The sequence below is a fragment of the Blautia segnis genome, from assembly GCF_014287535.1.
Lineage (GTDB): Bacteria > Bacillota > Clostridia > Lachnospirales > Lachnospiraceae > Blautia_A > Blautia_A acetigignens.
Genome location: NZ_JACOOT010000024.1, coordinates 15,403 through 34,767, shown reverse-complemented (window position 1 = coordinate 34,767; position 19,365 = coordinate 15,403). Strand labels below are relative to the sequence as shown.

Here is a 19,365-nt window from a genome sequence, read left to right as displayed (position 1 = left end):
TCATATTCTCTATGATGCAGACCCCAACATCAACTGTGATAACAATGCAAGTGATGGTATCAACCTCAAAGATGACTTCCTTTGCATACATAAAAACCGCTGTACAGGTCTCCCCATACAGCGGCAGACTGTTTATTTCCCGAACAAGTCGCTGTGTGTGCCGGTGCGAGCCAGCGTCAGCACCAGAACATCATCCTCAATGCGGTAGACAAGCAACCAGTCCGGAAGAATATGACATTCCCGATGACCTGCCCAATCGCCTGACAGGTCATGGTCACGGTTCTTATCCGGCAACTGTTCGCCCATCGCCAGCAATGTCACGACCTGCTCCAGCAGCTCGATCTTCAAGCCACGCTTTATGGCTCGTTTATAGTCTTTTTTGAAACATGTGGTGTACTTGACGGTATATTTTGTTTCTTTCATCTTTTTAAATCAGCAAACAACTCGTCAAGGTCATTGTAGCCCTTTACAGACGGGTCTTTTGCAATCCTTTCCGCTTCCAGCATGGCAGCAACCGTTTCTTTGTTCGGCTGTTCTAGCCTTACCTCAAAGGGAATGCCGCCTTCACGAAGCGACTGGCGCACAAAGATGTTAAATGCCGTAGTCAGGTTCATGCCAAGTTCAGTAAACAGTGCGTCCGCCTGCGCTTTCAAATCTGCGTCCATGCGGATACTGATGTTTGTAGTATTTCCAGCCATACGATCAGCTCCTTTCTGCTGGCAATTATAGTATATGTCATTTGCACGAAGAAAACAATACTTTGCACGAATATTTAATGTTAAATTCATTTAAAGAGGAGTTGAAGATGAATTTTATAAAGAAAAAAGGGTGCTGGGTGTCAAAGAAACAGAATTATCTAATGCAAGGGATTGTATTTGCTTCCAGATTGTATCGCCGTATCAGTACCACGCTGGAGATATTTTGCGAAATTTTCTTTTATCGATACTGCTTGCCATCATGAGCGTGGCATATATTTCGAAAGCTTGTTAAGAAACGAGTAAAGCTTGTATGGAAGCTATTTGGAATACAAACTGTATCCAAGGAATCATAAAATTTCTGGAATAAATAGAGATTATTCTGGAAGTGATATGTGTTAAAATTGCATTCTTATTTCTACAAAAAAGAAATTGCTTCAAAATTTGAAATATTATAAAATAAAATTTGCAGAAAGAGTACAAAAAGTGAGTTCCCTTTTGGAAATTCCTTTTCGTACTCTTTTTCTATTAAAAAGTTTATTTTTTTCCAAAATCCTATTGAAACTAAAAGAACCAACTTGCTACACTCGCAGTAGAAACCAGAGGATAATCAAAAAATGGAGGGTTACCAATGAAAGAAAAACAGTTACAGCAAAAGAAAAGAAGAATCTTATGGGGATGGATCCTGGCAGTATTGTTACTTAGCATCAGTATGGGAACCGTCAATGTTCAGGCGGCAAAGCTAAAACTTAACAAAACAAAAGTTACCGTATATAAAGGTTGTACGGAAACATTAAAAGTAACTGGCAGCAAAAAGAAAGTAAAATGGAGTAGTTCCAAAAAGGCGGTCGCGTCTGTTTCTTCTTCTGGGAAGATAAAAGGGAAAAAGAAAGGAACGACAGTGATTTATGCAAAGGTTGGAAAACAAACTTTGAAATGCAAAGTTACAGTGAAGGAACCAAGTAATGCTCAGAGATTAAATCTAGCGAAAAAGGAAGCAAGGAAAATTGTAAAGAAATATGTAATTTCCAATCTGAATACGAAAGAACGTGCCTTTGTTCTATTTCAGTATCTGACTGAGCATTGTTGCTGGCAACTTAATCAGTCTACAGAAGCTTATAAAAAGAATTACGGAAATGAAGCTTATGCGGCATTAATTTTGAAAAAGGCGGCCTGTTCCGGCTATGCAAGGGCATACAAATTACTCTGTGAGGCAGCAGGTATTCCGGTAAGACATGTGAATGCAGGAAGCTGGACGCATCAGTGGAATGAAATAAAGGCAAATGGAAAATGGATTAAGGTGGATGCTTATGGGGGAACCTTCGCAGATACAACCGGAATTCGGAAATCACTTCTGAAAGAAAATAAAAATAAGGAGCAGCTGGTGTTTAAATTTGTGATGGAAGAAGAGGAATAAAAGATTCGGACATCAAAAAACAGACAGGATACAATTCTACAGAAGTGAAGAAATCTGGAAATGAAACCGACGCGTGTTAAATAATGAAGGAGAATGCAATTTACGACCAAAATGCGACTTTATTGCAACCTCTATAACATTGACTTCCGATTCCATCCATTATAGAATGGTATTTGTAAAAAGAAGGCACAATTAGCAGCTTGTTACGCACAGGCTGCTATTTTTGTGCCTTTTTAATCGTATTACTAATAGGAGGGTTTACATGGATAACACAAAAAGAGCACTTGCAGAGGAAGCCACAGAAAAAGAAATACCCCGGGCCGCTTACGAAGGGGTGCTTACCATTGATGTGGATGCACAGGTGGAAAGCATGGAAGAGCAGGAAGATGCCAGATGGCACCAACTGTTAAATGCACATCGTACCAGAAAGGTTCTGACCGGGCAGCTTGGCGGCATTGAAAAGCTGGAAAGCGGTTGGATGGTTGCGGTTACCTATTACAACGGTTTCCGTATCATCATCCCCATGAATGAAATGATGATTAACTTAAGCGGGGATGGTCGGGAAAACGCAGATACCTTAAACCGCCAGGTCCGGATTGCCAACAACATGCTTGGCTGTGACATTGATTTTATCATCAAGGATCTGGATGCCAAAAGCCGCAGCGTGGTGGCTTCCAGAAAAGATGCCATGCTCCGGAAAAGACAAACATTCTACTTTGGGGAAACAGGGGAAAAGCCTCTTTTGTATCCGGGCAGGATCGTAGAGGCAAGAGTCATTGCGGTTGCACCAAAGGCAGTCCGCCTGGAAGTGTTTGGCGTGGAAGTTTCCGTCCGCGCAAGGGATATGGCCTGGGAATGGATGGGGGATGCCGGAGAAAAATTCCAGGTGGAAGATCTGGTCCTTGTTATGGTAAACAAGGTGGAAGTGGATTCGGTAGACCAGATTCGCGTGGAAGTGGATGCCAAAAGCCCGACGGCCAATACCAACAAGGACAATTTGCGGAAATGCCACCGTCAGGGCAAGTATACAGGTATCATTACAGAAGTTTATAAAGGAACCTATTTTTTTTATGCGCCTGGATATCGGAGTTAATGCAGTGGCACATAGTTGCAACATGACCACCCTTCCATCCAAAGGAGACAAGATCGGGCTGGTGGTGACGCGTATCAATGACAATTATGAGGTGGCAGAGGGAATTATTACACGACTAATCAAACGCTGTGTCTGAAAAAGTTTAAAAAAGTAATGAAATCCTATTGACACAGAAAAAGCGATTTTTCTACAATCGGCTCAAACAGGAAAGGAGCTGGTGCAACATGAGAAAAAAGAAAAAACAGGACAACAGACTGTATTGTCCTTATTGTGGACGGCAGGCAGTACTCCGCCCTGCAATGTACGTGTATGGGGAGAGGAACCTGGATCCGGAAAATTATCTGTATGTCTGTGGCGGGTATCCAGCATGTGATTCCTACATAGGAGTTCACAAAAAGAGCCTGAGTCCTATGGGAACCTTGGCAGATGGGAATCTTCGCCACAAGCGGATCGAAGCACACCGGGCGTTAAACGAAGTGATAAACGCAGGGGTTATGACCAAACATGGGCTTTATATCTGGCTGCAGAACCGGCTCTGCCTTTCAGAAACAGAAATGCATATCGGAAAATTTTCTTATTTTCGATGTGAAGAAACCATTCGGGAATGCAAAAAACTTATGGAACAAAACAAAATAAAAATCGAAACGGTTTCCTATGAGGAAAATAAGTTTGCTGCATGAAAGAAAGGAGGTATCAGGTGCGTTTGCAGGCAAAAGAAGATGAAGTTTACCATTTAATGGATCTAAAAGAGTGGTTTTCAGTTCTGATTGGACTTGGCAGCTTTTTGGAGGGAATCGCGCTTTATTTTTTCATCTTTCGAATAAGGGCCTGGGATCTTGCCTATTTGTGTGTGGCACTGGCTCTTAGTATCATATTTCTTTTGCGGCAGACTGCCGGCATCAGCAGACGAATCATGGAATCGGAATACTGTTATATGGAACTGGAACCAGATAGCCTTGCCGTCTGCCAGCCGGAGAAAAATGGAAGATATGAGTCCTGCCGTATTTTTTATCCGGAAATAGACAAGATCGTGGAAGGGAGCCGTCGTGGAATCCCGGAGTTTTATGTTGTGTTAAGAGAAACGGATCAGGAACGGGAGAGCTTTTTTCTATTGGATGATGAAGAGCAAAAGCGAAATATCTTCTGTGTCCGATCTTTTGGGTTTGACCATGAGGATTTTATCCATTTTTACCGAAAGCTCCGGTGGAATGTTCCTGGCAGGGTGCGGATTATCGGAACCAAAAACCAGGAGGTCAGGAACCTTCGAAAGCCAAATACGGGAATGTGTCTGCTGGCAGCCCTTTTTCTTGGCTATGTGGTTCCAAAACTTCTGGAAGTGATGAAGCTGTTTTAAGGAGGAACTTTAAATGATTTTTTATACAGCAGTGGGAAACCGGGTGGAAGAAGACTCCGGAAGGTTTGTGGTACGGGTTGGGGAGCAGGAAAAGGTACTCTCTGAGATGGAGACCATGATTTGGGCCGCCCTTACCTGGTCGGTATGCGAAGAGGCAAATGTACACTCCCAGATGTACCGGCTTTTATGTATTGCCCTTGGAAAAGAAAAGGCGATGGAATGGGCGGATGAAGAGGATTTTCGTTTTTGCTTAAACCGTCTGGTACGGCGCGGCTTGGTAGCCAGATGCGAGGGAGAGACAAAAGAAGAAGCACTGTTTTTCCTTTTTCAAAGGGCAGTACTGAAGCCAATCTGTTATTCTTTTTCTGACCGGATGCGAAACTTTACCGACAGCCTGGCCATGGGAAAAGGAATAAAGTTTGCCCTTCGTGCATTTCAAAAGCCTACATTTTCTTATGAAGAACACAAGGTCTTTACCCAGATCGTGAAAAATGGAACCATTTCCGATCATTTATGCAGCCTACAAAAAGAAACTCAAAAGGTTCCGGTAGCAGAAAAACAAAAAGAGGAGATTTTAGAACAGGTCAGCCAGGAGTATTTACGCATTTTAGTTTCCCTGTACAAAAAGAAACAGCTTGTGATTAGCTGTATCAGAGAGGAAGGCGGACTTGAAGCAAAAGAAAGGATGGCAGCAGTTGTATGAGAACCTGGAAAAAATCCAGATCGGGTATGAAAGGATTCCTGGCTTTTTCAGAAACGGATTGTGAACACTGTTTTGATCTGCCTGGTTATTTTATATTGCGGATGTACATTTGGAATGGCGGAAAAATCCACCGGGTTTGTACTATGGACCATTTATCTGGTGCTATGTGGATTTGGATATGCCGGATATGTCTTTTACCTGGCAGCAACAGGTGCCTATGAAATCGTGGAACTGGAAAAGATCGAGATGACACGCCAGCTGGATAAGGTGTACCGGCTTGATCATGCAGTAACCAAAACCCAGAAAGTGATCTTAAGTGCTTTTGACATGGATTGGAATTATGTGAAATACCGTGCAGAAAATATCAGCAGAATCTTGAAGGGAGTACAGTGATGGCAAGAAACATGAACAGGGAAACACTTGAACAGAAAATAGCAAAAACAGAGAGGGCAATCAGCCGGAACCGTGAACAGAATGACCGCCTGACAGCGGAACTGGAAGACCTGCATAAAAAGAAAAAAGCGATTTTGAATGAAGAAATTTTAAAAGCTATTGCAGGAAGCGAAAAAAGCTATGAGGAGATCCTCAGTTTTATACAAGGAAAAACGGATACCGACAGTAGAGAGGAAGAATGACATGGAAAAACAGGAGCAGGAAGAAAGGAAACACATAGAAGCTCTGGACAGAAAAATAGAAAGACTTCAGGAAAAAGTAATTAAAAAACATAAGGAATATAGTGTTCTTGCTGAGGAGCTTTCCACACTGCTGGATGAACGACACCCGGAACGGAAAATCGAGAGGGCAAAACAGGCGTTGTATGATGTATACGTGGAAAGTGAGCGTTCATTGGATGAAATCATTGACTTGATTCGGAATGCCGATGAATGGATATAGGCTGGATTTAGTTGTAAAATTTCTGGAAGTTCACAATTTATTAAAAGGCTGTTTGAAAATAAAGAAATCCAATTTGACTAAGGGATATCTTTATAAGAAGCAGCCTTTTTATATTTTATAGGTTATTATGTAGTTTGAGACATTTTCGTGACGTTACGAAAATGATAAACTAGCTGAAAAAAATTATCATTAATTTCTAAGATGGTGAAAAATTTTTTATATATGTTGTGTCTTTTTTCTATACTGTAAAGGTGTCAGCCCATATTTTTTCTTAAAAACATTCTGAAAATAAGACTGGCTGGAAAAACAAAGATAGTTCGAAATCTCAGTCAGGCTTTTATCACTATAAGTCAACAGTCCCTTGGCATCTTCCAGCTTACAGCGGACAATGTATGCCCCTATATTAATTCCAAGTTCTTCTTTAAAATGCTTCATGGTGTAGGAACTGCTGCGATGAATCTGTTTTGCGATATCTTCAATACTTAGATTTTCGTTGGTGTGGCAGCGGATGTAGCTCATACAGTTGTATATTTCAGAGGAAATTCCTTCTGGAATATGAGTATTAGCTGTATGGTGGCAGAAATCCTGTATCATGGAATACTGGAGGGATTTTACATCACTGATCGTCTGCAGTCGTTCACATTCCTGAATATATAGATCCATAAGCTGATAGGTCTTTTCAATATCCAGACCGCCTGGAATGGCACCAAGCATTCCCACTTTTGTTGTTGTCGCGATAAATAGATTTTTTGCATGGCGCAAAGGCGTGTTGGCCATTTTTCCCTCTATGGATTGAAACTTGTTTGTGTTCAAAAAATGATCTAGTTTGACAGGGTTTCCTTCTTTTACTGCTTGATATAATTCCTGCTCAAAATAGTAGGAGTCGTGTAAATTATTATTCTCGATATTATTGGCAATTTCGTTGACGTTCTGTTCTTCACGTTTTCTCACGTGCTCATTGTCCTGTTGAAAAAGATCCTGGACACTTATTTCTTTTTGATTCAGACATAGGTGAATTAATGCGAGATGTCTGGAAAATTGCTGGTAAGTAATTCGCGGGATAGTACAGAGAAATTCTGCGACTGCCTCTTGGTATTCCAATGCAATGGCATTTTCATGCATATAAGTTCTGATAATTTCAGAAGTAACCGGAACACTAAAAGCTGGTCCGAGAACAATTGCGTAATCGGTTCCAAGGATATGGACAACTCCATATTCAATATCTGGTGAATATCGGTAAAAATTAGGGGTGTCATCAATCGGTGCCATTTCCCAATAACGCGCAGCCTTTACGGAACATACTTCACCAATAGAAGAATAAATGGCTTCGTTCTTTTTCATAAGACTGACTGGAATATGGGTAACAGAAAAATACATTCTGCAAAAAGATACATAATTCATATGAAAGCATCTCCTCAAGTTTTTCTAAATCTATATTTGACAGTATTTTTGGGGGCTTGTTAATGTTAAAAATCTGAAATTATATGTTGAATTTTACAATATAAAACCTTAAATTACAATACAGAAAAAACTAAGAATGATAAAGTTGAGGTATAAAAAGTTACTGATCCCTGGTAGCTATAAAAGTATTAGATACAAAAAGGAGAAGAAAACATGAGAAAAGAAAAACGCGGTCTGGGAGTTGACCGAAATGGTGTGCAGAAAATGATGCGCAAACGTGATTATCTTGCAGATATGTCAGGGCAGTTTGGCATGAATCTGGTAGCCAATCTGATTGGCCAGCTTACTTATTTCTATACGGATAAGGTGGGTTTGGCTGTTGGCGGCATTGGTATTGTAATGCTGATCGCAAAGATTGTAGATGCAGTGACGGATCTGTGGTTTGGAAATATAATCGATCACTCCAAAGGTGGAAATAGAAAATACTATCGTTGGATTTTAAGAATGATGGTTCCATATTCCATTCTGGCAGCATTACTGTTCTGCGTACCAATTAAGGCAGGACAGATTCCTGCACTGATATATGCATGTGTGACAAACATTCTTTTGTCAGCAGTATGCGGAACCCTGATGGGAACTCCAATGTCTGCTGTTATGGTTGTCAGAACAAACAGCCAGAGCGAACGTGAAAGTATGGGTGTATGCAGGGCTGTTGGTGCATATGGCTCTGGAATGGTAATCGCGATTCTTACAATTCCGATTACAAATGCCCTGGGCGGCAATCAGAATGCATGGATAAAATATGGTTTTATTATGGCGCTTCTGGTTCTGTTAATGCTTTCTATCTGTTATATGAACGGTCGCAAAGCGAAACTTGTAGATGAAGTTAGTGAAAATGATAGTCAGGATGAGGAAGAAGCAATTCCGTTAAAGAAATCTATTCCAATGTTGTTTAAAAATAAATATTGGGTTATTTTAATACTTTTTAATCTGATCACACAGATCACAAATTCAATTGCTGCTACATCTGGTACTTATTACTGTAAATGGATTTTCGGAAATGATAATCTGGTAGCACTTGCTGGAGCCCTGGGATTTTTTGCCACTCTTGTTGGTTTTGTCGTGTCGAAACCGATTATTGCAAAACTGGGAGTTCGTAAAACAATTGATTTCGGTGTACTGGGAGCTGCATTTACTGCTTTAATTCGTTGTATTATCCCGACTAATTTTAAGGTATATATTGCAGTCAGTGTAATCGGAAGCTTTGTTCAGATTCCGCTGATGTGTCTGTACGGAGTTCTTCTGGCTATGGTTATCGATTACAACGAATATACATACTACAACAAAATGGTAGGTGTTTCATCAGGTGCAATTGGAATTGGAACCAAGATCGGTTCCGGTGTAGGTTCTGTAATCCTTACAGCTTGTCTGGCATTGGGCGCTTACAATCCGGATCTGGAAGTGGCAACTACTTCTATGAGATATGCAATTTATGCATTTTCAAACTATCTTCCACTGATTATCAATCTTGGATTATTTGTATTGTTCCGGTTCTTTGATCTGGAAGAAAAGCTTCCGGCGATTCATGAAGAACTGGCGAGAAGACGCAGCCAGAAAAGCACTGAGCAGTAAAACAGCAGTTACTGTTCACTGGTAACAAACACCAATTAGCATAGCATCAGTCGTAAAGTATAAATCCATAATTTACAATTAGAATCTGGAGTGTTGGGCATGAAAAAAATTTACGCAGCAGTTTCGCCGGATGTAAGCCGACGCGAAATCGAAAACAGAAACAGAAGTCGCCTGATTGCAGCAGAAGGAATGGTTTTGCTGGAGAATAACGGTATTCTGCCGCTCAAGTTAAAAGAAGCAAAAATCGCTTTGTTTGGAAATGGTGCCAGACATACCGTCTCAGGTGGAACTGGCTCAGGAGAAGTGAATGCAAGAGAAGTCAGTTCTGTAGAACAAGGGCTGGAGCACGCAGGTGCTGTCATTACCACGAAAGCGTGGCTGGACAGATACGATGCTGCGGCAGTGCAGAAGAAAGAAGCTTATAAGGAAAAAATGCAGCAAAAATATGCCGATTCTCCGGAACTGGCATTCTGGGCGATGTTTGCCCATCGGAACCCTTTGACGATTCCTACAGAAGAAAATGATTTTTCCAAGGCAGACCAGGATATTGCAATTTATGTACTTGCAAGAAATTCCGGTGAAGGTGCAGACAGAAGAAATGAGCCTGGTGACTATCAGCTGCATCAGGAAGAGAAAGAGTTTTTGACTACTCTGTGCAGCCATTACAGTCACGTTATTGTTGTACTGAACATTGGCGGCGTGATTGATACTTCCTTTTTCCATGAGCTGTCCAATATTTCAGCTGTTGTTCTGATGGGACAGGCTGGCAGCTCAGGGGGAGATGCACTTGCAGATGTTTTGAGTGGAAAAGTAAATCCCTGTGGACATCTGGCAGCGACCTGGGCAAAAGAATATGAAGATTATCCCAATGCAGATACATTTGGATATAGGAACGGAAACCGGGATGATGAATATTATACAGAAGGAATTTATGTGGGGTACCGTTGGTTTGATTCTTTTGGAAAAGTTCCGGCATATCCATTTGGATATGGAAAATCTTATACTACATTTTTGGTTGAAACAAAGGATATTTTACTTAAAAATTCTGAAATCGTATTAAATGTACAGGTTACGAATGCAGGAAAAGAATATTCTGGAAGGGAAGTAGTGCAGATTTATATATCAGAACCGGATGGACGGCTGGAAAAGCCTTATCAGGAACTGGCAGCTTATGCAAAAACAAAATGCCTACAGCCTGGTGAGAGTGAGAATATGACGATTTCCTTTCCGGTAAGCCGGATGGCTTCTTATGATGAGAAACAGGAAGCGTGGATCTGGGAGAAAGGCAGCTATATTATCCGTGTAGGAGAACATTCCAGAGCAACAAAGGTGACCGGAGTTATTCACCTGGAAAAAGAATGTATCTATCAGAAACTGGAAAAATTATTGCCGCTGGATTGTGAAATGGAATGCATCCATGGGGATAAAACGCTGTTTTATTCATATCCGGAAGAAGAAAAAGAAATCAAGAATGCTCCAGATTTGTTTGTAGAAAGTTTTCTGACAAAAAAGAAAAATGACAATTGTCTGGAAAAACAAATAAAAAAATCAGAACAGGTTCCTGACAAGAAAACGGAAATTCAAGCATCTCAAATCTACAGAATGGAAGATGTGCTCTCTGGAAAATGCAGTCTGTACGATCTGGTACAGCAGTTAACAAAAGAAGAACTGACTGCATTATGTGTTGGAACAGCAAGAGGCGGTGAAGAAGAAACTTCGACAATAGGGGCGGCAAGCAGAGCCTGCCCTGGAGCTGCAGGAGAAACGACTTCAAGTCTTATTAAAAGCAGAAATATACATAATATTATTCTGGCTGACGGACCTGCTGGTTTGCGGTTGTCACCAATCTTTACAGTGGATGACGGTCAGAATGTGACTTGGCAGAAACCAGCCCTTGGAAATGATTTTATGGATATTTTTATGAAACAGGATAATCGGCCTTTGAAAGAGAAGGAAGTTACTTATTATCAGTATTGCACTGGAATTCCTACAGCAACTTTGCTGGCACAGACCTGGGATAAAGAGGCTCTTTACGAAGCAGGAGATATTGTCGGTTCCGAAATGAAAGAATTTGGAATCATGCTTTGGCTGGCACCGGGAATGAATATCCAGAGAAATCCTTTGTGTGGAAGAAACTTCGAATATTATTCTGAAGATCCGCTTATTTCCGGTATTTGTGCAGCTGCTGAGACCCAAGGCGTTCAGTCTCACCCTGGAGCTGGTACTACAATTAAACATTTCGCATGTAACAATCTGGAAGATAACAGGGCATACAATAATAGTCACGTGACAGAACGCACTCTGCGTGAAATTTACTTGAAAGGATTTGAAATCGCAATCAGAAAAGCACAGCCGTTGGCCTTGATGTCATCTTACAATATGTTGAATGGAATTCATACTGCGAATTCGGTAGATCTTTTAACAAAAGCTGCACGTCAGGAGTGGGGCTTTGAAGGGCTGATTATGACTGACTGGGGTACTACCGCAGAGCCCAAACCGGATCTGGAAGGCAGAATGCCTTTATATGGACCTTCCAACGCGGCAGCCTGCATCAAGGCAGGAAATGACCTGCTTATGCCGGGAAGCAAAGAGGACGTAGAGGAAATACTTGCATCTGTTGATGCAGAAGAGGGAACTGTAAAATATCCGATTACACTGGAAGAATTACGTGGATGTGCAGAAAGAATTTTACGGATCATAGCAAAAAGCAATACCTACACTGAGGAGTCATAATGATAAAAGCAACGGATTTGAAAATTGAATACTTAACAGGTAATCCAACTATAGATATTGTTTCACCAAAATTGTTATGGAAAGTACAAGAAGCAAAGACACAGACGGCCTATCAGGTAAAAGCCAGTGTGGATGGTCAGGAGATATATGACACTGGAAAAGTCAGATCTTCTGTAATGGATCATAAATATCAAGGAAAATTAAAAAGCCGCAGTCAGGTGACCTGGAAAGTCCGTTTATGGGATGAAAAGGATATCTGTGGAGAATGGAGCGAAAAAAGCAGCTTTGAAATAGGACTTCTGGATGAAAAAGACTGGGTGGCAGAATGGATTGATCCGGAACTTTTTCATGAACCAGAGGAAAGACAGCCTGCCAGTTATCTGAAAAAAGAATTTCTGGTAGAGAATTCCGGAAATGCCAGACTCTATATAACTGCCCATGGTATTTATAATGCGTATATAAATGGGAAAAAAGCCAGTGATTTTATTCTTGCCCCTGGTACAAGTCAGTATAATGCCAGACTTCAATATCAGACATACGATGTGAGTGGGCTTTTAAACGTCGGAAAAAATGAAATTCTTGTTACAGTTGGAGATGGCTGGTGGCGAGGCGATACTGGATACGGTGGAGTACGAAATAGCTTTGGGACAGATCTGGCAATTCTGTGTCAGCTGGAAATTGATAGAAAAACAGTTCTGATAAGTGATAAAAGCTGGAGTGCATCCCAGGAGGGACCGCTTGGGTTAAATGATCTGATGCAGGGCGAGTGTTATGATGCAAGAAAAGAAAACATCTGTGAATGGCATCCGGTAACAGAAAAACAATTCGGCTATGAAAACCTGGTTTGTTCCAATAGCTTTGATGTAGTTGAAAAAGAAAACTATACAGGCAAGCAGATTCATACACCTAATGGAGAAGTTGTTATTGATTTTGGTCAGAACATAGCTGGTTACGTGAAGTTTGGATTTTATGCACAGGCAGGACAGTGCATTACGCTTTATCATGGAGAGTGTCTGGATCAGAATGGCAATTTTACGCAGGAAAATTTCCAGGCACCAGAGCACCGGGTAGAGCAATGTGTAAAATACATTTGTAAAGAAGGCTGGAATGAGTATAAGCCGGAAAAATCCATATTTGGTTTCCGCTATATTAAGGCTATAACAGATGTAAAAGTGACAGAAAAGAATTTTACCGCAATTGCTGTTTATTCAGATATGCCACAGACAGGAAAATTTGAATGTGGACATCCGGGAATCAATCAGCTGTTTTCAAATGCAGTGTGGAGCATGAAAGGGAATTTCCTTGAAATTCCTACTGATTGTCCTACAAGGGAGAGAACCGGCTTCACAGGCGATGCCCAGGTATTTGTAAACACAGGAATGTACCTGATGGAATGCTATCCGGTATATCGGAAATTTTTAAGTGAATTAAGGGAAGTACAACTGGAAGGTGGTTGTATCAGCCAGACAGCTCCGGCATCACAGGGACATTTGTTTGACGGTGCGGCTGGATGGAGTGATGCCATAGATCTGATTCCATGGAGAATGTATCTTCGTTACAATAATCCAGAAATACTTGCAGAAAATTATGAAAAAGTAAAGGAATGGTTGGCTTATTGTCTGGAACGTGCAAAAAAGGACAATCCTGGAAGAAAAAAAGGGAAAAACGAAAAGTATAGTTCTTATCTGCTGGATACAGGCTGGCATTGGGGAGAATGGATCGAACCGGACTGGAACGGATTTATAAACACAGAAGATCCAGGTGGAACTTACCTGAGAGATATTTATGAACATGGTGCACCGGAAGTCTGCACTTCACATTTATCTTACGGCTGCTATATCGCCTCAGAAATGGCAAAAGCTCTTGGATACCAGAAAGAAGCAGAATTCTATAGTGAAATGAGAAAGTTTACCAAACTGGCCTACCGGGAAGTTTGTATGGAAAATGGACATATGAAGCAGAAAAGACAGTGCGATTATGTTCACGCGATCATGTTTGACATGCTTTCAGAGGAAGAAAAAAAGATTGCCTGTGATGAGCTGAATGAAATGATCGTGAAAAACGGATTTCATCTGAATACCGGATTTTTAAGCACATATGAACTGCTTCATGTGCTGACTGATTATGGTCATGGAGATACGGCATGGAAGCTTATGCTTCAGGACACATATCCGGGGTGGCTGTATCAGCTGAAGTATGATGCAACTACAGTCTGGGAAAACTGGAAAGGTATGGAAGCAGGAAGAGAACCGAAAGATTCCATGAATCACTATTCTTTCGGAACTTTTGCCGGCTGGCTGATGGATCGTGTTGCCGGAATACGGGTGGAAAAAGGAAAAATCAGGATTCAGCCCTATCCTGACAGGCAGATTGGATATGTGAAAGCATCTTACGATTCACCTTTTGGAAAAATTAAATCTTCCTGGGAGTATGAGGGAGAAAACTGCAGAATAAAAGTAGAAATCCCGGCGAATGCCCATGCAGAAATTTTACTGCCAGATGGCAGCTGTCATGAAGCAGACTACGGTAAATATGAATATGTGATAATGGAGAACAAGCATGAGTAAAGAATACTTAAACGCATCACTGGCACCTGAGAAAAGAGCTAAGGCACTGCTGGAAGAAATGAGTCTGGAAGAAAAAGCAGCACAGCTGACCGGTGTTTTTCCTTTTGACGAAGAATATAAAGATTTTGACGGAATTTCAAAAAGAGTACCGCATGGTATTGGAGAAGTAAGCACATTGGAAATGCGGCGGATGGAGACATTGGAAGAAGTTGCGGCGTGGCAGAAAAAAGTCCAGGAAATTGTAATGGAAAACAGTGAACATCACATTCCTGCAATTTTTCACATGGAAGGCTTATGCGGCCCATTTATTCAGGATTCCACCAGCTTTCCGGCAGGTATCGGACGTGGTGCCGGATTTGATCCGGAAGTGGAAGAAAAGATCGCAGAAATTGTAAGCCGGCAGGAAGCTGCCTGCGGAATTACCCACATATTAGCGCCTGTTCTGGATATCTCCAGAGATTCCCGTATGGGACGCCAGGGAGAAACCTATGGGGAAGATCCGGCCCTTGCTTCTGCAATGGGAGCTGCATATACAAAAGGAATACAGAAAAAGGAAACAGCAGGAAGAAAAACAGAAAGTGTTGCCAAACATTTTCTGGCCTTCCATAATTCCAATGGAGGAATCCACGGAGCTGTCAGTGATACACCGCCAAGACTTCTGGAAGAAATTTATGGAAAACCATTTCAGGCTGCAATCCAGGAGTCTGACCTTCTGGGAATCATGCCTTGTTACTGCACTGTGAATGGGGAACCGGTATCTGCATCTTATGGACTTCTGACAAAGCTTCTTAGAGATGAAATGGGATTTCAGGGACTTTGCATCAGTGACTATGGTGCAGTTGGTAATACCCATGGCTCCCAGCATGTTGGAGAGACGCTGGAAGATGCCGGACTGCTTTGCCTGAAAGCCGGAATGGATATGGAACTTCCGAATCCAAGTGGATTTGGAGAGAAGTTTCTGGAAAAGTTCCGGACTGGAAAAGCCGATATCAGTGCACTTAACCGGGCTGTATTGCGTGTGCTGACTGCAAAGTTCCGTATGGGCTTATTTGAACATCCGTTTTCTTTGCAGGGAGAGGAGTTAAAAGGTGTATTTTCCCAGAAGACAGACAGAGAAGTATCCCTGCAGTCCGCGAAAGAATCGCTGGTCCTTCTGAAGAATAACGGAGTATTGCCAATTGGCTCCGACGTAAAAAAAATAGCAGTAATCGGTCCTCATGCAGACTGTGCAAGAAAGTTTTTTGGTGGATATACCCATATGTGCATGATGGAATCCACTTATGCCATAGCGAATTCCATTGCAGGAGTCAGTGGGGTAAAAGTTGCAAAACCAGAGGAAATCAAAACAGTTCCAGGAACGAATATCCAGTCAGATGAAACAGAGGAGTTTGATCAGATCCTGAGAAGGCAGAAGCCGGATTGCAGAAGCCTTTTAGAAGAACTGCGGGAAAAGCTGCCAGATGTAGAGGTAAGCTATTCTTATGGTTATTATATTGCAGGAGAAGATGAATCCCATTTTGAGGAAGCCTTGGAAAAGATAAAAGAGGCAGATCTGGTAATCCTTACATTAGGAGGCAAACACGGAACCTGCTCCATGTCTTCTATGGGAGAAGGTGTAGATGGAAGCAATATTAATCTGCCAAAAGGACAGGACGAATTTATAAAACGTGCAGCTGCATTTGGCAAGCCAATGGTCGGAGTACATTTTGACGGAAGACCGATCTCAAGTGATATTGCGGATAAGTATCTGGATGGAATCCTGGAGGCATGGAGCCCGGCAGAAACCGGAGCAGAGGCTGTTGTAAGCGTATTGCTTGGAGAATATAACCCAGGAGGTAAAATGCCTGTTACAACTGCTTATCATGCAGGACAGATTCCTGTTTATTACAATCATCAGTACAATTCCTGCTGGGATCAGGTTGGAAGCATCGGATTTGCCAATTATGTGGATTTGCCACACACACCAAGATATTGTTTCGGCCACGGACTTTCCTATACACAGTTTTCCTATTCCGACCTGAAACTTTCCAAAAAGGAAATTGGCCCTTTTGAAACAATTGAGATCAGAGTGGATGTAGAGAACGTGGGCAGCAGGGTCGGCGATGAAGTGGTACAGCTGTATTTGAGAGATCTTTATGCAAGTATGGCAAGACCGGTAAAAGAATTGGCAGGATTTAAGCGAATCACTTTAGAGCCAGGAGAAAAGCAGACAGTTATATTCGAAGTAAAGGCTAGTCAGATGGCATTTTTGGACATGAATATGCAGTGGAAAGTGGAAAAAGGAACATTTCTTGTGGAAGTGGGAAGTTCATCCCAGGATATTCGCTTGAAAGATGAGTATAAGGTTACAGAAGACGGCTGGTTGGAAGGAACAGACAGGGGATTCTATGCAAAAGCTTACAAGGAGGCAGACAGAACATGAGACAACACTTAAGAATACATAAAGCAGAACCTAATAAGGGAATTCTGGATTACTCTCACCTTTTAGACGCACCTGCCGGAAAACACGGATTTGTGGAGACAAGAAACGGACATCTGTATTTCGAAGATGGAAAAAGAGCCCGTTTTCTTGGCTTTAATGTGGCAGCACGTTCCAATACGCCTGATCATGAAACTGCGAAAAAAATGGCAGAGCGTTTTGCAAGCATGGGAGTAAACCTGATTCGTCTTCATGCAGCAGATGCGCCTGTAGGTGAGCAACCTGGAAGCTGGAGCAGCTGTGTAAATAACCCACTTCTGGATTATGCAGACGGAAACAGCAGGAAATTCAATCCAGAAGGGCTGGACCGTTTTGATTACTTTATTGCGAAATTAAAAGAAAAAGGAATTTATCTGCATGTTGACCTGATTGTTGCAAGAGAATTTCAGCCAGGTGACGAAATGGATTATCCAGGGGGAGCACCGTCCTGTATTAAACGTTATGCCATTTATAATGCGCGCATGATAGAGCTGCAGAAGGAATATGCAAAAGAGCTGCTTTGTCATGTAAATCCCTATACAGGACTCTCACTTGCAGATGATCCGGCTGTTGTGACAGTTCAGATCAACAACGAGGATTCTGCAATCAAATGGGCCATGGGAGCTGATGCCGATGAGCAGATGAAGCCATACAGGGATGAAGTGCAGTCTCGTTTCAACCATTTTCTGTTAATGAAATATCATACAAGAAAAAGACTTGCAGAAGCATGGACTTGTGAAGGCTGCTGTGCGCTAGGAGAAGAGGAAGATCCGGCAGCAGGAACGGTACGTGGTATTGCAGGCGGTTTTTATCAGCCGGTTAACGATCCTAATGGTTCTTGGGATACAGAAGAAAGTCCGGCCAGATATGCAGATTTTATGGAGTTTGGTATTTATATGAACCGGAAATTTTACCGGGATATGAAGGATTATCTTATTTCTTTGGGAGTTAAGGTTCCGATCGTTACAAGTAATCTGATCGCAGGGGCGGCTGATGTGTATGGACATACAGATGGAGATCTGATGGAAAACAACAGCTATTTCAATCATCCGCTTTTATTGCCTGATATGAACAATACTTATATGGTAAATGGACCGGTAGAATATGTATCCACCAATCCTCTGACCTGGCAGAGAGGCGTTGGTTCCATGGCAACTACCCTGTTGAGTCTGGCATCTGTAGCAATCGTAAAAGGAAAGCCTTTTATGTTAAGCGAATGGAACGAATATGGTGAGCATATGTTCCATTCCACTGCACTTGTTCAGACAGTTGCCTATGCATGCCTGAATGACTGGGATGGATTGATTCTTTACAATCATCATACCTCAGAGAACTGGGATGATCAGCCGGCAGATGAAATCCGGAATATCTTTGATGTGTATAATGACCCGGCGGTGATCTGTCAGTGGGGATTTATGGCATCGATGTTTCTGAAAGGTCTGGTATCTGAGGCTAAGCATTGTGTTGATATTGTGTATACCCAGAATGATCTGAAAACACTGCCTGAGTTTCATGCTATGCCGACTATGTTTTTCCCATATATAACAGGAATGCGCAACGTATTTCTGGATTCTGGTGACACCTACCAGGGAAATGGAGATATTGCAGTAAATGCAGGATTTTTAAACGGAGCCAGATTATCTGAGGCAAAACACAGTGTTTATTATGCGTGGTCAAAGTACCGGGATATTGGAAGAAGATATGAAGATAAAAACCGGCTGGAAAGAGCTGCTAAGGGAACAAAGCTGATTGAGCAGGGCGTTCATCTTGGGGAGCAGGCGCTTGTGTTTAATGATATTGCAAAGATTGCAGGAGAGGGAGATTACAGAAATTTTGCGCGCATCATGGATCAGGCGATGAAGGAGTGGGATGTAATTCCAAAGGAAACTGGCTATGTTGATGGAAAATTAATATCTGAGACCGGGGAAATTATATTTGATCCGGAAAATGCCTGCTATGCGGTTCAGACTCCTTATTGTGGATATTACAGCGGGGCACCGAAAGAATTGATTTCGTTATCTGATATGGTAAAGGTAAAAGCAGAAAACAAACGGATCACGTTGGCTTTTATCGCAAAAGAAGAAAACAATCTTGATCAGGCGCAGGAATATATTCTTACTGCAATGGGAGAGACTGGGATGGATGAAACCGGATACTATCCTGGACAGAAAATACCCGGAATGCCATATGAATTTACAGCTGTAGAATTTAAAGGAAAGCTGTTTGCAGAAACACTGGAAGGCTGTATTTATGTACAGGCAAAAGAAGCCAAGCTTGAGGTACTAAGTCCGGTTGGAGAAGTAATCGCACAGCTTGAAGGAATAGAGGAAAATGGGGAGATACAGTTTGCGGTAAATGGCACGATTCCAGGAATTCAGTATCATCTCACTGTAAAAAGATAAGAAATACGAGGAGAAA

The 19,365-nt window shown here is 41.8% G+C and carries 17 protein-coding genes; 14 read left to right on the top strand and 3 right to left on the bottom strand.

The window, feature by feature from the left end; genetic code table 11:
* Positions 1–132: 132 nt before the first annotated feature.
* Entirely contained in the window at positions 133–423 is a 291-nt protein-coding gene (locus tag H8S54_RS10610; RefSeq protein WP_117854248.1) for a type II toxin-antitoxin system YafQ family toxin, read from the bottom strand.
* Positions 420–698 (bottom strand): type II toxin-antitoxin system RelB/DinJ family antitoxin, encoded by a 279-nt coding sequence (locus tag H8S54_RS10605; protein ID WP_005924829.1) that lies wholly within the window; start codon positions 696–698, stop codon positions 420–422. The genes H8S54_RS10610 and H8S54_RS10605 overlap by 4 nt, the downstream gene beginning before the upstream one ends.
* A 628-nt stretch (positions 699–1,326) precedes the next feature.
* On the opposite strand from H8S54_RS10605, the gene H8S54_RS10600 reads away from it, so the two are divergent.
* The 9 genes from H8S54_RS10600 to H8S54_RS10565 all read left to right on the top strand — a co-directional run bounded on the left by H8S54_RS10600 (position 1,327) and on the right by H8S54_RS10565 (position 6,156).
* Complete coding sequence (locus tag H8S54_RS10600) at positions 1,327–2,112, top strand: transglutaminase-like domain-containing protein (RefSeq protein ID WP_117854247.1); 786 nt, start codon at positions 1,327–1,329, stop codon at positions 2,110–2,112.
* A gap of 262 nt (positions 2,113–2,374) precedes the next feature.
* Entirely contained in the window at positions 2,375–3,205 is an 831-nt protein-coding gene (locus tag H8S54_RS10595; RefSeq protein ID WP_301331858.1) for a S1 RNA-binding domain-containing protein, read from the top strand.
* Positions 3,206–3,209: 4 nt separating this feature from the next.
* Positions 3,210–3,341: a hypothetical protein gene (locus H8S54_RS18495; protein ID WP_301331857.1), complete on the top strand. Its 132-nt coding sequence runs from the start codon at positions 3,210–3,212 to the stop codon at positions 3,339–3,341.
* Positions 3,342–3,429: 88 nt separating this feature from the next.
* The gene (locus H8S54_RS10590; protein WP_117854246.1) at positions 3,430–3,885 is read left to right on the top strand and encodes a zinc-finger-containing protein; all 456 of its coding nucleotides are present in this window, start codon (positions 3,430–3,432) and stop codon (positions 3,883–3,885) included.
* 23 nt (positions 3,886–3,908) lie between these two features.
* Positions 3,909–4,559: a hypothetical protein gene (locus H8S54_RS10585; protein ID WP_147343029.1), complete on the top strand. Its 651-nt coding sequence runs from the start codon at positions 3,909–3,911 to the stop codon at positions 4,557–4,559.
* Positions 4,560–4,572: 13 nt separating this feature from the next.
* The gene (locus tag H8S54_RS10580) at positions 4,573–5,262 is read left to right on the top strand and encodes a hypothetical protein (RefSeq protein WP_117854244.1); all 690 of its coding nucleotides are present in this window, start codon (positions 4,573–4,575) and stop codon (positions 5,260–5,262) included.
* Positions 5,263–5,421: 159 nt separating this feature from the next.
* Complete coding sequence (locus H8S54_RS10575) at positions 5,422–5,655, top strand: hypothetical protein (RefSeq protein WP_420360641.1); 234 nt, start codon at positions 5,422–5,424, stop codon at positions 5,653–5,655.
* Positions 5,655–5,897: a hypothetical protein gene (locus tag H8S54_RS10570; RefSeq protein WP_117854242.1), complete on the top strand. Its 243-nt coding sequence runs from the start codon at positions 5,655–5,657 to the stop codon at positions 5,895–5,897. Before H8S54_RS10575 ends, H8S54_RS10570 begins: the two co-directional genes overlap by 1 nt.
* A gap of 1 nt (position 5,898) precedes the next feature.
* The gene (locus H8S54_RS10565; protein WP_117854241.1) at positions 5,899–6,156 is read left to right on the top strand and encodes a hypothetical protein; all 258 of its coding nucleotides are present in this window, start codon (positions 5,899–5,901) and stop codon (positions 6,154–6,156) included.
* Positions 6,157–6,372: 216 nt separating this feature from the next.
* Here H8S54_RS10565 and H8S54_RS10560 read toward each other — a convergent pair whose 3' ends face one another.
* Positions 6,373–7,557 (bottom strand): helix-turn-helix domain-containing protein, encoded by a 1,185-nt coding sequence (locus tag H8S54_RS10560; RefSeq protein ID WP_117854240.1) that lies wholly within the window; start codon positions 7,555–7,557, stop codon positions 6,373–6,375.
* 213 nt (positions 7,558–7,770) lie between these two features.
* Here H8S54_RS10560 and H8S54_RS10555 point away from each other — a divergent pair, with 213 nt between their 5' ends.
* The 5 genes from H8S54_RS10555 to H8S54_RS10535 all read left to right on the top strand — a co-directional run bounded on the left by H8S54_RS10555 (position 7,771) and on the right by H8S54_RS10535 (position 19,349).
* Positions 7,771–9,189: an MFS transporter gene (locus tag H8S54_RS10555; RefSeq protein WP_226838046.1), complete on the top strand. Its 1,419-nt coding sequence runs from the start codon at positions 7,771–7,773 to the stop codon at positions 9,187–9,189.
* A 99-nt stretch (positions 9,190–9,288) separates the two neighbouring features.
* Entirely contained in the window at positions 9,289–11,922 is a 2,634-nt protein-coding gene (locus H8S54_RS10550) for a glycoside hydrolase family 3 protein (protein ID WP_117854239.1), read from the top strand.
* On the top strand, positions 11,922–14,489 hold the full coding sequence (locus H8S54_RS10545; RefSeq protein WP_117854238.1) for a family 78 glycoside hydrolase catalytic domain: 2,568 nt from the start codon (positions 11,922–11,924) through the stop codon (positions 14,487–14,489). Before H8S54_RS10550 ends, H8S54_RS10545 begins: the two co-directional genes overlap by 1 nt.
* Entirely contained in the window at positions 14,482–16,911 is a 2,430-nt protein-coding gene (locus H8S54_RS10540) for a glycoside hydrolase family 3 N-terminal domain-containing protein (protein ID WP_117854237.1), read from the top strand. The genes H8S54_RS10545 and H8S54_RS10540 overlap by 8 nt, the downstream gene beginning before the upstream one ends.
* Positions 16,908–19,349: a hypothetical protein gene (locus H8S54_RS10535; RefSeq protein ID WP_117854236.1), complete on the top strand. Its 2,442-nt coding sequence runs from the start codon at positions 16,908–16,910 to the stop codon at positions 19,347–19,349. Before H8S54_RS10540 ends, H8S54_RS10535 begins: the two co-directional genes overlap by 4 nt.
* Positions 19,350–19,365 lie beyond the last annotated feature (16 nt).